Origin of the sequence: Nocardiopsis sp. NPDC058631 (genome assembly GCF_042716955.1) — a bacterium.
Lineage (GTDB): Bacteria > Actinomycetota > Actinomycetes > Streptosporangiales > Streptosporangiaceae > Nocardiopsis.
Map to the genome: position 1 here is coordinate 37133 of NZ_JBHXQY010000047.1, position 13560 is coordinate 50692.

Genomic DNA, 13560 nt, shown 5'->3' on the forward strand with positions numbered 1-13560 from the left:
GAGACCTACCGGAAGCCCACGACGTCCTCTGGGCGCAGAGTCTGCAACTCCGTCACACCGAGGTCCTCCCCGGCCACGGCCGCCGCTTCGATCCGTCTCGCCTGCTGGGTCACACTCTCCTCGAACAACTTGCGGACCGCGCGTCCGTTGCCGCTCGCGAACCCCCCAGCCTGTTCGGCCACCAGCGCGTCCAGCGCTTCCCGGGTCTGTTTCGGCACCAGGAAGTCGTTGCCCTCGGCCATCCCGACGAAGATTCGCACCAGCTCGTCCGGCGCGTAGGGGACGAACTCCACTGTGCGGGAGAACCGCGATTCCAACCCCGGGTTGCTTGACATGAAGTCGCGCATCTCCCGGGTGTAGCCGGCGGCGATCACCACCACCTCGTCGCGGTGGTCCTCCATCAGTTTCAGGAGCGTGTCCACGGCTTCCTGCCCGTAGTCCACGTCTCCACTGGGACGGACGAGCGTGTACGCCTCGTCGATGAACAGCACACCGCCCCGTGCGCGGTCGAACACCTCGCGCGTGCGCTGGGCTGTGTGGCCCACGTACGACCCCACCAGGTCGGCCCGGCTGGCCTCCACCACCTGTCCCTGGGAGAGCACCCCCAGCGCGGCCAGCAGCTCCCCGTAGACCCGCGCGACCGTGGTCTTGCCCGTGCCCGGAGCTCCTGCGAAGACCAGGTGCCGCGAGGGCAGCGGGGCCGCCAGCCCGGCCGCCTGACGCCGACGGCCGGCCGAGAGCAGGTTCGTGAGGTCGGTGACCTCGCGCTTCACTGCCGCAAGACCCACCATGGCGTCCAGCCGTCCCAGCAGATCCTTGACTTGGCCAGCATCCCTCGGGCTCTCCCCGACCCGGGAGGAGAGGCCTCTGTCCACGACTCCTGAGAGGTCCTCGGGCAGGATCAGAGACAGATCCTCCGACGAGGAGAAGTCTCCGTCGACGATCCGGGTGGCCTGGGCCTGGACGGTCTCCTCGAACATACGGCGCGCCTCGCGCCCGTTGCCGAAGGTCTCGTCGCGCTTCTGTGCTTGAAAGTGCCGGGTGACCAGGTCCCGCACGCCTTCCCCCAGGGCGTAACCCTGCTTCTCCGCCGCCCCCGTGAAGATCGTGGTGAGCTGCTCGGGCGAGTAGTTCTCGAACTCGATGGTCCGGGCGACCCGCGACCGCAGCCCTGGGTTCGTGTCGAGGAAGCCGCGCATCTCGCTCGAATACCCGGCGAAGACGATGACGATCTCCTCCCGCAGGTCCTCCATCAGCTTGATGAGGGTGTCGATGGCTTCCTGGCCGAAGTCGGAACCGCTGCCGAACTTGCGGGACAGCGCGTATGCCTCGTCGACGAACAGGACACCGCCCCGGGCCTGTTCGACCACTTCGGTGACCTTGGCGCTGGTGCCGCCCAGGTGTTCGGCCACGAGGTCGGGGCGTGCCGCCTCCACGAACTGCCCGCTCTCCAGTACACCAAGTGCGCGCAAGATCTGTCCATAGAGCCGGGCCACGGTGGTCTTGCCGGTTCCGGGTGGCCCCGAGAAGACGAGGTGGCGGCTGACGTTGAACGCGGGCAGCCCCGCCGCCACACGCTTGGCGCTGACCTGTTGGAAGTTGGCGAGGGAGCGAACCTCCTTCTTCACACCGTCCAGCCCCGTCATCGCGTCCAGCTCGGCCAGTAGTTCCTCCAACGGCCGGGCCTGCCCCTCGGGCACGTCCGGTCGGACCGTTTCCGCGCCACCCGGGACCTGGGCCCTGACCTGGTCCTTGTCCCCGTTCCCGGTGATCTCCGTGTCCTCGACCTGCACGATCGCGGTCGTTGCGGAGTTCACCCCTTCGTCAGCGTTACCGGAGACCGTGCACCTCACCAGGCGCACGCGACTGGTGTCGTGCACAGTCAGACCGGAACTCTTCCCGTCCCGGACCGTGGTGTCCTCCAACGTGACCACGGCCCCTTCCGTTGCGGCGATCCCGGCCGACGCACATCCGCTCACCGCCGATGAGCGCAGGACCAGCCGCGAATCGCCCCGCACGTGCACCCCGTGTGGAGTGCAGTCCGAGAGCCGGGCCTTGTCGACCTCGGCTGTGGACCCGTCATTGAGGTACAGCGCGTTGCCCCTGCAGTTGGTGATCGCCATGGCGTTCACCGTGACCGTGCTGTCCTCGGTGACCAGGAGGCCGCCCTCGACATCTTCCCCGTCCAGATCGGTCAAGCTGCCCCGCGCGTCCAGGATGTACGCCATCATCGTCGACTGTGAGGCACGCAACCGGGTGACCTCGAACCGTCCTTTGTGTGCGACGAACGCAGCCGTTTTCTCCAGCGCCTCCGGAGGGCTCTCACGTAGTTCGACATCCGACAGCGCGGTCCGGCACCCGGTGAGGTAGATCCCGGCCCCGGAGACGCGGGCGAAGGACAGCCTTTCACCGCTGACCTTTGCGTTTTCCCCGCAGAGGCCGGCTTGGCCCGCGTCCTCGACGACGAGGTCGCGGACGGTCAGCGAGCCCTCCCGGACCGCCAGGGCGTTGCCCTTGGCGTTGGTGATGCGAACATCGGAGACAGTCATCTCGGATTCGTCCCAGGCGAACACGGAGTCGCCGCCCGCACGACCACCGTTCACCCGCAGGCGGGTGAACTCCGCCTTGGAGCGCCCGGTCACCCGTACTGGCCAGCCCCGGTCTCCGGTGATCGCCAGGTTCGTGAACCTCGGAGCAGCGGAATCCTGCACGTGGACCGCTTGGACCGTATCCCCGCCGCAGTCGGTCAGCGTGCAGTCGGTGATCGAGGGGGAGGCATTGGCGACGTACAGGGTGTGCCACGTGTCGTGGCCACCGGCGAAGGTGGTTCTCGCGACGTCGGGCGTCCCAGGTCCCGTGATGGTGAGCACTGCCTTGGTGAAACCGCAGTCGCCCATCTTCCCTGTGGAGTTGATCGCGTAGACGCCTCCACCCTCGAACGAGCAGTTGAAGAACTCGACTCTCGCCTCCTTGGCGTGTATCCGAGAGTCCGAGAAGAAGGAACAGTCGACGGCCTTGAACGAGACCTTCGGGTGTGCGTACACGGGCGGGTACTCGGTTGTGGTGTTGCGCACGCGCACACCGTGCAGCTCCAGCCGCCCCTTGCGCACGTTGAACACATTCGTGGCACCCGCCGAAACCGTCACGGTGCCGGGTCCGTGGGTGGGCACCACGATGACGTGCTGCTTCACACCGATCACTTCGGACTCCGAGTAGTGGCCCGGCTCGACGTGCAGGTACAGGTCACGGTTTGCGTACCTCGGGTCCCGCAGCGCCGCACCCAGGCTGGAAAAGGCGTAGGGGTTGGTCTGCGAGACTCGGACCGTGTACATCCATCGGCTCCCGGGGGTGTGTGGCCCGGCTGCGCGGGCTGTGCGGAGGGCATGCGACATGTACCGTATCGGCCGCTGTGCGTTCCGTGGCGCAGACCGCGTTCCTGCGTTCGGTCCCAGCTGTCCCTGCCCGTGCCAGGGTCCCGCCGAACGACAGCCGGCTCGCCCCACCCTTCGAGGTGAGAGGCCCCACCGGGTGCGGGCCCGACGGGTGGGCCTGCCCAGGAAGGCGTTGGTTTAGCCCGTGACGCCGGTGCGTTCCCTTCGGTTGGGGACCACACGTATCGGTCGGGCGCAGGCGCGGGATCACCGAGAACCCCACCCGGCCGGGAGCTCTGCGCACGGTGTGCGGGGTCGTGGCCGAGAACCTCCGTTCCCAGCCGCCGGAACTCCGGTGCGGCCGGTGTGAGGGGCCCTCCCCGGGACGCGGTGTCGGTGGGATGTGGTTGTCTCACACCATGGGTGTTGAGATCGAGCGGTTTCTGCCATTGGTGCGCGCACTGCCGGAGTGCGAGTACACGGAGTCGGACCGGTACACGACCTTCCGTGTGCGCGGTAGGCCGTTCGGCTACCTGTGGCCGGACACCGCCACCGTGGGGCTGAAACAGACCCTGCTGGAACAGACCGCACTCGTGGCCGAGCGGCCCGAGGTGTTCGAGGTGCAGTTCACCGCGGGAGGGTTCGGCTGGGTGGTCGTCCACCTCGACGGGATCGACCTGGAGGAGCTCAGCGAGCTCACCCTGGAGGCCTGGTACCTGACAGCGCCCGAGGAACTACTCACCACCCCTCCGACCCCGGCGGCCCTGATCGAGGCCTGATCCGGGACGAACCAGCGGGGAGTTCCCCGGAGACCGACGGCTGCTCCGGTCCGGTGTAGAACTCTCCGCTCACGGCCCTGGAGGGGTGGCCAGGCCGGGCCCGCGTGCGCCGGCTTCCCCCGAAATACCCGACCGGTCCAGCCCGAATGGTTCGAAAACTTTCGAGGAAACGGGCCTGAGTTCCCGCTTCCGGTGGCGCCCTTCCATGAGTCGATACAGATTTTGCTGTCCACGGCGGTATTGAGCTGGGGTTTCCATGCCTTCGGGCGTGAGTCACTTTACGAAACATTTCGGAAACCATTGACAACCCCGCGGATGCGGACGAATACTGCCGGTCACGGCACTCCGCCGTTCCCCCCGCGTCGTACGGCGCCGATGTACGGCGACCGCCCCCGGTCGCCGCCGTCCCCGTCGGGCCGTACCGCGCCGCCCGGCCCCGCGCCGGCCTCACGAAGAGGAGAGCGACCATGACCGACACCCCCGACCGCCCGTTCGACCGCAGAAGATTCATCGGTATAGGCGGCGTCGGCGCCCTGGCGATGGTGGCGCCCGTGGTGGCGTCCGGCCCCGCCCACGCCCTGACGACCATCACCCAGAACCAGACCGGCAACCACGGCGGGTACTACTACTCCTTCTGGACCGACGGGGGCGGCTCCGTCTCCATGACGCTGGGGTCCGGAGGCAGCTACAGCACCTCGTGGAGCAACACCGGGAACTTCGTCTGCGGCAAGGGCTGGGGCAACGGCGGCCGCAGGAACGTGAACTACTCGGGCAGCTTCAACCCGTCCGGCAACGGCTACCTGTGCCTGTACGGGTGGACGTCGAACCCGCTGGTGGAGTACTACGTCGTCGACAACTACGGGACGTACCGGCCCACGGGGGAGTACCGGGGAACGGTCCACTCCGACGGCGGCACCTACGACCTCTACCGCACGATGCGCTACAACGCGCCCTCCGTCGAGGGCACCCGGACCTTCCCCCAGTACTGGAGCGTACGGCAGTCGAGGAGGACCGGCGGGACCATCACCAGCGGCAACCACTTCGACGCGTGGAACAACGCCGGTATGGGGCTGGGCAGTTTCAACTACTACATGATCCTCGCGACGGAGGGGTACCGGAGCAGCGGCAACTCCCACCTCACGGTGAGCGGATGAGGACCCCGCCTCCGGTGCGGGGCCGCACGGTGACCGCCCCCGGCCGTCCCTCGGCCCCCGGCGCGCGCTGAACGCCGAGCCCCCGCAGCACCCGTCCGACACCACCCCACACCGCACCGGTGGTGCGGCGGCCCCGCTCGCCGCGCCACCGGTGCCCTCCAACCCGGCCGACACGTCGATCCGACTCCGAAGGAGCCCCGGAGGAAACCACCCTCTGGGGGAGGGGGTCAGAGGTGGGTACCGCCCAGGAGGTTCTTCTGGATCTTGCCCATCGCGTTGCGGGGGAGCGCGTCCACCACCCGCACCTCACGCGGGCGCTTGTGCACCGACAGCTGGGCGGCGACGTGGTCGATGACGGACCCCGGGTCGACGCCGTCACCCACCAGGTAGGCGACGATCCGCTGGCCCAGGTCGTCGTCGGCCTCGCCCACCACTGCCGCCTCGCGCACCGCGGGGTGGCCGAGCAGCGCGGACTCCACCTCCCCGGCGCCCACCCGGTAGCCGCCGGTCTTGATCATGTCGACGGACATCCGCCCCACCACCCGGTGCCAGCCGTCCCCGCCGAGCACGGCGGCGTCACCGGTACGGAACCACCCGTCGTCGGTCCAGGCCGCCGCGGTGGCCTCCGGCAGACCGAGGTAGCGGTCGAACAGGGTGGCGCCGCGGACCTGGAGCTCACCGATGGCCTCCCCGTCCGACGCGACCGGCTCCCCGTGCTCGCCGCGCAGCCGCGACTCCACACCGGGCAGGGCCGTCCCCACCCAGCCGGTGCGCCGGGGCGCGTCGGCGCGCGCGGCCAGCGTGATCAGGGTCTCGGTCATCCCGTACCGCTCAACGGGGCTGTGGCCGCAGGCCGCCCGCAGGCCCTCGGCCACCGGGTCGGGGAGCGCGGCGCTGCCGGACACGAGCAGCCGCGCACCGGCCATCGCGCGGGCGCAGTCCTGGTCCCGGACGATCCGCGACCACACGGTCGGCACGCCGAAGAACAGCGTTCCGCGCCTGTGTCCGCCCGCGCCGCCTCCCGCGGGCCGGCCGCCTCCGTTCGCCGCGGCGGCGTAGGCGGCGGGGGTGGGGCGGACGGTGTGCAGCAGCGGGCTGCCCACGCGCAGGGCCCCCAGCACTCCCAGGACCAGGCCGTGCACGTGGAACAGCGGGAGCCCGTGGACCAGGACGTCGTCGCGGGTCCAGTCCCAGGCGTCGGCGAGCGCGTCCACGTCGGCGGCGACGGCCCGCCGCGACAGGACGGCGCCCTTGGGCCGGCCGGTGGTCCCGGAGGTGTACATGATCAGCGCGGCGGACGCGGGCGGGGCCTCGGGGGCCGTGTACGAGGAACGCTCAGCCGGGTCGACCGGGACGACAGGCAGGTCGACGCCCTCCTGCGGGGCGCCCAGCCACAGGGCCGCGCCGGAGTCGCGCACGATGTGGCGGCGTTCGACCGTTCCCGCGTCCGCCGGGACGGGGACCACGGGGACCCCGGCCAGCAGGCCGCCGACGACGGCGACGACCGTGGACAGGGAGGCCTCGCCGTGGACGGCGACGGCGTCGGCCCCGCAGATCCGTTCGGCGACGGCGGCCGCCGCGGACCACAGCCCCTCGCGGTCGAGCTCCGCCTCGCCGACCCGCACCGCGGACCCCTCACCCGCACTGGGGTTCAGCAGCATGCCCCGCTCCCGTCCGTCGCTTCCGATCCGGTCGCGAGCCAGTACACCACAGGGCGTCGGCCGCCACCGCCAGAAGGGAGAGCACCCTCACCGCGCCGGGAGGCGAACACGTGTCGGGTCAGGGGGGAGACCACTCCTAGCATGGAACCCATGAACGAACTCTCACCCGAGCAGAGCGCACGGGTCGTCGCCCTGGCCATGGACCTCGCCCGGGAGGGCGGAACGGAGGAGCTGCTGGAGTTCCTCGACCACGGCCTGCCCGTCGACGCCCGCGACGAACAGGGCAACACCCTGGTGATGCTCGCCGCCTACCACGGCCACGAGACGACGGTCCTCGCCCTCGTCGACCGCGGCGCCGACGTGAACCTGCGCAACGACAAGGACCAGACACCCGTGGCCGGAGCCCTGTTCAAGGGGGAGGAGGGCGTCGTCAGGGCGCTCGTCGCGGCCGGGGCCGACCTCGACGCGGGCACGCCCAGCGCCCGGGCCGCGGCCGAGATGTTCGGCCGCACCGGTCTGCTGCCCTGATCCCCCACCGCTGCGGACCCGGGCCCGTGCCCGTGGACGCCTGACACCGGGGCCCGCAACGGGCCGAGCCGACGCGGTCGGGACCGCGTCGGCTCGGTGTCCGGGCACTCAGGTGCTCAGGCGTGTGGGTCAGGCCGGGGCGTTGTTCGGGTTGGGCTCGGTCTGCCCGACCTTGCCGGCCTGGAGGGCCTCGATGGCCTTGCGCACACCCTCGCCGTAGGCGGCGTCGGCCTGCGTGCAGTTGCCGATGTGGCGCTCGATGGTGGCCTGCGAGGCACCGTCGATCGCACGCGCGGTGTTCTCGAACAGGACCTGCTGCTGCTCCGGCGTCATCTGGCGGAACAGGTTGCCGGGCTGCTCGAAGTAGTTGGCGTCGTCCTCGCGGTAGTCGAACCGGTCGGCGGTCGCGCCCACGGCCAGCGCCGGCTCGGCGAACTGGGGCTGCTCCTGCCAGCGGCCGTAGGAGTTCGGCTCGATGCCGGGAACGCCGCCCTGGTTGCCGTCCACGCGCATGGCGCCGTCACGGTGGTAGGTGTTGACCAGCTTGGCGCCGCGCGGGTAGTTCACCGGGATCTGGTGGTGGTTGACGCCCAGGCGGTAGCGGGCGGCGTCACCGTAGGAGAACAGGCGGCCCTGCAGCATGCGGTCGGGCGAGATGCCGATACCCGGGACGATGTTCGCCGGGGTGAAGGCGGCCTGCTCGACGTCCGCGTGGTAGTTCTCGGGGTTGCGGTTGAGCTCGAACTCACCGACCTCGATCAGCGGGTAGTCCTTCTTGGACCAGACCTTGGTCAGGTCGAAGGGGTGGAAGCGGTAGTCCGCGGCGTCGGCCTCGGGCATGATCTGGACGTAGAACGTCCACTTGGGGTTCTCGCCGCGCTCGATGGCCTCGAACAGGTCGCGCTGCGAGGACTCGCGGTCCTCGGCGACGACCTTGGCGGCCTCCTCGTCGGTGAGGTTCTTGATGCCCTGCTGGGTGCGGAAGTGGAACTTGGCCCAGAAGCGCTCGCCGGCCTCGTTGACGAACGAGAAGGTGTGCGAACCGAAGCCGTGCATGTGGCGGTAGCCGTCGGGGATGCCTCGGTCCGACATGACGATGGTGACCTGGTGCAGGGCCTCGGGGAGGTTGGTCCAAAAGTCCCAGTTGTTCTCGGCCGAGCGCATGTTGGTGCGCGGGTCGCGCTTGACGGCGCGGTTGAGGTCGGGGAACTTCAGCGGGTCGCGGAAGAAGAAGACCGGCGTGTTGTTGCCGACGATGTCCCAGTTGCCCTCTTCGGTGTAGAAGCGCAGGGCGAAGCCGCGGATGTCGCGCTCGGCGTCGGCCGCGCCGCGCTCACCGGCGACGGTGGAGAAGCGGGCGAACATCTCGGTCTGCTTGCCGACCTCGGAGAAGATCGCGGCCTTGCTGTACCGGCTGATGTCGTGGGTGACCGTGAAGGTGCCGAAGGCGCCGGAACCCTTGGCGTGCATCCGGCGCTCGGGGATGACCTCGCGGTCGAAGTGGGCGAGCTTCTCCAGGAACCACAGGTCCTGGAGCAGCATCGGGCCGCGCGGGCCCGCGGTGAGGCTGTTCTGGTTGTCCGCGACGGGGGCGCCGTTGGCTGTTGTCAGCGGCTTGGTGTTGTCGTGCGACATTCGTTCCTCGGTCCTAAGGTGGGATCTCTTTGTGCTGCGGTGGAGCACCGGTCGTGTGTCAGGCCTTCTGGCAGGCGGGGCATACGCCCCAGTAGGTGACCTCGACCTCGTCGATGGCGAAGCCGTGGTCCTGCGAACCCGTCATGCAGGGGGCGGCTCCGGTGGCGCAGTCCACGTCGGCGATCTCGCCGCAGCTGCGGCAGACCACGTGGTGGTGGTTGTCCCCCACCCTTCGCTCGTAGCGCGCCGCCGACCCCTCCGGTTCGATCCGCCTGACGAGCCCGGCGTCTGTCAGAGCCCTGAGCACGTCGTACACCGCTTGTGTGGACACCGCACCGAGCTGGCCGCGGACCGCCTGGAGGACGGCACTGGCATCGGCGTGCGGATGAGCCCCGACAGCCTCCAGAACCGCCACCCGTGGCCGGGTCACGCGTAGTGAGGCCTCCCGGAGGAGAGCCTCCGTCTCCGTCTGGTGCATACGCCCATTGAAGCACTTTTCTGGAATGATTCCAACAAAGGCGAGCCTAAGTCCCGAAGCCGGTGGTGGTCAGGCCGGTCGCGACGGCGCGGGCGCGGGCGCGGGAGGTGGCGGCCGGGGCCCGGGCGGTGGCACCGCCCGCGCACCCTGGGGCCCGGGGCGGCGGAGGCGCGCGGCCTCCACCGTCGGGCATCCGACGCGGACAGGTGCCGAGGGTCCCGGGGGAGGCGCAATTCGACCGGACGAGACGGCCGCCGACCCCGACCACGGCACAGATGAAGGGGAAGGCATCGCGAGATCGAACAGAAAAGGATGGGTGGAATCACCAGGGCGGTGGAGTATTGGCCGGTCACGGGGTTCTGTGTTTCTGGTATTCGAGGACGGCCTGGTCAGAAGCACTGCCATCGGTGGACCTACCTGTTTTTGGTGCGTGTGATTGACATCCATTTTCCGGTGTCGAATATTCGGTGGACAGCGTGCTGGAAAAAGCCCGCTGCCTTCGTCGCACACCCTGAGGAGCCATGAAATGGGATCACGATATCCGGGTCGCCGGACGGCAGCCCTCCTCCTCGGCCTGCTGGCCGCCACCCTCGCCCCCCTGACACCCGCGACGGCCGCAGCCGATCCCGTGCGGACCATGGCGGGAACGGGCCCCTACGACGCCGAGTACGTCACCACCATCCGCCTGCGCGACCACACGATCTACCGCCCCGTCGACCTGCCCGACAACGAGACGCTGCCCGTCGTCGCCTGGGGCAACGGCGCCTGCCGCGCGGACGGGACCTGGTTCGAGAACATCCTCACCGAGTTCGCCTCGCACGGGTTCCTGGTCATCGCCAACGGACGCCCCGGCGGGACGGGGCGCACCGACCCCGAGATGCTCACCGAGGCCGTCGACTGGGCGATCCAGGAGAACGGCCGCCTGTTCAGCGAGTACCGGGGGCGGATCGACACCGGCAACATCGCCGTCATGGGCCAGTCCTGCGGCGGCCTGGAGACCTACGAGGTGGCCGACGACCCCCGGATCACCACCACCGTGCTCTGGAACAGCGGCCTGCTGAGCGACGCCGACAACCACCTGCTCGACGACCTGCACGCCCCGATCGCCTACTTCGCCGGCGGGCCGTCCGACATCGCCTACGAGAACGCCCTCGACGACTGGGAGAGGATCCCCTCCGACCTGCCCGCGTTCATGGGCAACCTCGACGTCGGCCACTTCGGGACCTTCGCCGAGCCCAACGGCGGCGAGTACGGCCGGGTGGGCACCGCATGGCTCAAGTGGCAGCTCAAGGGCGACGCGCAGGCGGGCCAGGAGTTCGTCGGCGACGACTGCGGCCTGTGCTCCACCGAGTGGGACGTCCGGCAGCGGAACCTGTCGTAGGGCGCGTCCGAGGCACACCCCCCCCGCGCGGGCCACGGCCCTCGCGAACGCGCACCGCGCCCGGTCCCGCGCGTACCGCTCCGGGCCGCCCGCGGCCCGGAGCGGCCACAATGGGAGCATGTCGCAGCGAAGCCCACGCACCCGCCCCACACCGCAGCCCGCGGACGCCGACGCCCCCTGCCCCTGCGGGAGGCCGGAGCCCTACCGGGACTGCTGCGGCCGCCTGCACGGCGGGACGGCGTCCGCAGCCACCGCCGAGCAGCTGATGCGCTCGCGCTACAGCGCGTTCGCCGTCGGCGACCGCGCCTACCTCCTGCGCAGCTGGCACCCCCGCACCCGGCCCGCCGTCCTCGACCTCGACGCCCGCACGCGGTGGGTGCGCCTGGACATCCTCTCCACCACCGGCGGCACGCCCTTCCACAACGAGGGCACGGTCGCCTTCCGCGCCCTCTACCGGGAGAACGGCGGCGAGGGCGAACTCGTCGAGAACAGCCGCTTCCTGCGCCACGACGGGGCCTGGGTCTACCTCGACGCCCTGCCGGAGTGAGCCCTGGCGGAGTGAGCCCTGGCGGAGCGAGCCCCGCCGGAGTGAGCCCCGCCGGAGTGAGCCCCGCCTGGGCCCGCCCCGACCGATCGCACACGGCCGCGCCCCCAGGCAACCCACCGGGCCCGCCGGCCCCGGAAACCGGGGGCAACCGGGCCGGGCGGCCGAGGAGGCACCGCGGACGGGCGCGGCCCCTGGCGCGCCCTGTCCCCGCGACACGGTAGGAAGGGTGCGCGAACGTCGCCGACCGGACACGGAGAGCACCATGGATCCCTCGACCCCGGGCCCGCTGGAACAGGGCCCCCTCCTCCAGGACCTCGCGGGCCGACTCGTCTCGGCCGCACCCGAGGGCTGGCAGCAGCTCACCTACCTCACCAGGGTGATCGGCGCCCACACCGACGAGACCCTCGCCGTGCAGGACGCCGACGGGCAGATCAGCCAACTGGAGGTGCCGGACGGGGTCGGCGAAGCGGTCGAGGGCCTCAAGCGCGCCGGGTTCCAGGAGGGCAAGGGCACCTGGCTCTCCATGATCCTCTCGGTGCACCACACCCACCAGTTCAACGTCGAGTACAACCACGACACCGAACCCGAGCTGGCCCCCGGCACCAGCCCGCTCGTCTACGCCCAGGAACTGGAGCGCTTCCCCCGCGACGCCGACGCCGTCCCGGACTGGTTCCACGCCAGGCTCCGGGAGGCAGCCGAGCTGCCGACCGGGCAGATCACCGCGGAGTTCGGCGCCGCCCTGGTCCAGGCGTGCGCCGACGAGGGGCTGAGCGCCGAGTACCTGCCGCCGACCGGCCTGCGGGTCTCGCTGCCCGACGGCCGGCCCCTCCTGGACAACGACCTGGGGGAGACCTTCGACCAGGCCGCCGTCCTCCCGGCGGAGCAGCGCCCCGGCCTCGCCGCCCACTTCGCCTCCTACGTGGCCCGCGCGGCCCGCGAGCGCGGCGCCCCCGAGGGAACCCCCGCGGCCGCCCCCGACCCCGGGGACGCGGTGGCCCTCGCACTCGTCGCCGCCTTCCGCGAAGAGGGGGTCGAGGTCTCCTTCGAGGACGCGGACACGCTGGTCGTACCGCTGCCCGACGGCAACCAGGCCAGCACCGACATCACCGGGTTCCGCTCCGCACTGGCCGAAGCCGCCCCCGACCAGGTCGCGCACCACGCGGCCGGGTTCGCCCGCGCGGCCGTGGACCAGTTGGGCAGGGCCGCCCGGCAGGACGGCGCCGCCGACGGGGACACGGCCGCCGACGGGGACACCGGCGCGGAGCGGGCCGGAGGGCTCCGCGTCCGCCTCTACCCCGCCACCGCCTTCCCCGAGGGCGTCCTGGAGGAGCTCCTCACCCGCGAGATCGCGCCCGGCCTGTGGCAGACCGTCGTGGTCGACAGCCCCGAGTCCCTGCAACCCCTCTCCCGCAAGGCGCACGAGCGTACCGGCCGCCCCGACGAGGAGGTCTTCGCCGAGGCCGTGGCCGCATCCCTGGACGAGCCCGTGCAGGTGAGCGAACACGACCTCGACGGCACCCACCTCGTGCACATCGGCGGAGAGCACCCCTACGTGGCCGCGCAGGCGCACACCCTCGGCCGGCACCTCGGCGAGGCCCCGCACGGCGCCCTCGTGGCCTTCCCCGCCCCCGAGGTGCTCATCGCCCACCCGATCGGCCGGGGCCACCCCCTCGCGGCGATGGAGAACCTCCAGGAGATCGCCGAGCGGTTCACCGCCGACGCCGCCAAGCCCGTCAGCGCGCAGCTCTACTGGTGGCACCCGGACTCGGGCACGGGCCCGGACGGGGTGCCCGACCTGCGGGCCGTGGGCGTCGAGATCGACCACGAGGCGAAGTCGGTCGCGCTGCACACCTCCGACGAGGAGTTCGGACCCCTCGTCAACTCCCTGCTGGGTTAGGCCCCAGACGCCCCCGGGCCCCGCCACCCCCCCCGGATGCTGTTGGTTAATTCCGGGTTCTGGCCCCATGTGACGCCGTTCTCCATGACCCTTGGTCGTGGAGAACGGCGTTGTCGTATGGGATGGGTG

Annotated in this window: 10 protein-coding genes; 6 read left to right on the top strand and 4 right to left on the bottom strand. The window is 70.7% G+C overall.

The window, feature by feature from the left end:
* Positions 1–5: 5 nt before the first annotated feature.
* Positions 6–3332 (bottom strand): AAA family ATPase, encoded by a 3327-nt coding sequence (locus ACFWTE_RS16985; protein ID WP_378780390.1) that lies wholly within the window; start codon positions 3330–3332, stop codon positions 6–8.
* Positions 3333–3790: 458 nt separating this feature from the next.
* Between ACFWTE_RS16985 and ACFWTE_RS16990 the strand changes: the two genes are divergently transcribed.
* Together ACFWTE_RS16990 and ACFWTE_RS16995 are read left to right on the top strand one after the other, a co-directional pair.
* Positions 3791–4150: an MmcQ/YjbR family DNA-binding protein gene (locus ACFWTE_RS16990; RefSeq protein ID WP_378780391.1), complete on the top strand. Its 360-nt coding sequence runs from the start codon at positions 3791–3793 to the stop codon at positions 4148–4150.
* A 467-nt stretch (positions 4151–4617) separates the two neighbouring features.
* Positions 4618–5304 carry a glycoside hydrolase family 11 protein gene (locus tag ACFWTE_RS16995; protein ID WP_378780392.1) on the top strand — a complete coding sequence of 229 codons (687 nt, stop codon included), beginning with the start codon at positions 4618–4620 and terminating at the stop codon, positions 5302–5304.
* Positions 5305–5531: 227 nt separating this feature from the next.
* Here ACFWTE_RS16995 and ACFWTE_RS17000 read toward each other — a convergent pair whose 3' ends face one another.
* Positions 5532–6965, bottom strand: coding sequence for an acyl-CoA synthetase (locus tag ACFWTE_RS17000; RefSeq protein ID WP_378780393.1), 1434 nt, complete (start codon positions 6963–6965; stop codon positions 5532–5534).
* Between the two features lie 150 nt (positions 6966–7115).
* Here ACFWTE_RS17000 and ACFWTE_RS17005 point away from each other — a divergent pair, with 150 nt between their 5' ends.
* Complete coding sequence (locus tag ACFWTE_RS17005) at positions 7116–7493, top strand: ankyrin repeat domain-containing protein (protein WP_378780394.1); 378 nt, start codon at positions 7116–7118, stop codon at positions 7491–7493.
* Positions 7494–7622: 129 nt separating this feature from the next.
* Here the strand turns inward: ACFWTE_RS17005 and ACFWTE_RS17010 are convergent, their stop codons facing one another.
* The gene (locus ACFWTE_RS17010; RefSeq protein ID WP_378780395.1) at positions 7623–9128 is read right to left on the bottom strand and encodes a catalase; all 1506 of its coding nucleotides are present in this window, start codon (positions 9126–9128) and stop codon (positions 7623–7625) included.
* Positions 9129–9186: 58 nt separating this feature from the next.
* Entirely contained in the window at positions 9187–9606 is a 420-nt protein-coding gene (locus ACFWTE_RS17015; protein WP_378780396.1) for a Fur family transcriptional regulator, read from the bottom strand.
* Between the two features lie 526 nt (positions 9607–10132).
* Between ACFWTE_RS17015 and ACFWTE_RS17020 the strand changes: the two genes are divergently transcribed.
* The 3 genes from ACFWTE_RS17020 to ACFWTE_RS17030 all read left to right on the top strand — a co-directional run bounded on the left by ACFWTE_RS17020 (position 10133) and on the right by ACFWTE_RS17030 (position 13431).
* Positions 10133–10987, top strand: coding sequence for an alpha/beta hydrolase (locus ACFWTE_RS17020; RefSeq protein WP_378780397.1), 855 nt, complete (start codon positions 10133–10135; stop codon positions 10985–10987).
* Between the two features lie 118 nt (positions 10988–11105).
* The gene (locus tag ACFWTE_RS17025; RefSeq protein WP_378780399.1) at positions 11106–11534 is read left to right on the top strand and encodes a YchJ family protein; all 429 of its coding nucleotides are present in this window, start codon (positions 11106–11108) and stop codon (positions 11532–11534) included.
* Between the two features lie 262 nt (positions 11535–11796).
* Positions 11797–13431, top strand: coding sequence for a hypothetical protein (locus ACFWTE_RS17030; protein ID WP_378780401.1), 1635 nt, complete (start codon positions 11797–11799; stop codon positions 13429–13431).
* Positions 13432–13560 lie beyond the last annotated feature (129 nt).

Coding starts and splice junctions, on each gene's coding strand:
- ACFWTE_RS17005 (WP_378780394.1), top strand. CDS start 7,116: ATGAACGAACTCTCACCCGAGCAGAGCGCACGGGTCGTCGCCCTGGCC.
- ACFWTE_RS16995 (WP_378780392.1), top strand. CDS start 4,618: ATGACCGACACCCCCGACCGCCCGTTCGACCGCAGAAGATTCATCGGT.
- ACFWTE_RS16990 (WP_378780391.1), top strand. CDS start 3,791: ATGGGTGTTGAGATCGAGCGGTTTCTGCCATTGGTGCGCGCACTGCCG.
- ACFWTE_RS17030 (WP_378780401.1), top strand. CDS start 11,797: ATGGATCCCTCGACCCCGGGCCCGCTGGAACAGGGCCCCCTCCTCCAG.
- ACFWTE_RS17025 (WP_378780399.1), top strand. CDS start 11,106: ATGTCGCAGCGAAGCCCACGCACCCGCCCCACACCGCAGCCCGCGGAC.
- ACFWTE_RS17015 (WP_378780396.1), bottom strand. CDS start 9,606: ATGCACCAGACGGAGACGGAGGCTCTCCTCCGGGAGGCCTCACTACGC.
- ACFWTE_RS16985 (WP_378780390.1), bottom strand. CDS start 3,332: ATGTACACGGTCCGAGTCTCGCAGACCAACCCCTACGCCTTTTCCAGC.
- ACFWTE_RS17000 (WP_378780393.1), bottom strand. CDS start 6,965: ATGCTGCTGAACCCCAGTGCGGGTGAGGGGTCCGCGGTGCGGGTCGGC.
- ACFWTE_RS17010 (WP_378780395.1), bottom strand. CDS start 9,128: ATGTCGCACGACAACACCAAGCCGCTGACAACAGCCAACGGCGCCCCC.
- ACFWTE_RS17020 (WP_378780397.1), top strand. CDS start 10,133: ATGGGATCACGATATCCGGGTCGCCGGACGGCAGCCCTCCTCCTCGGC.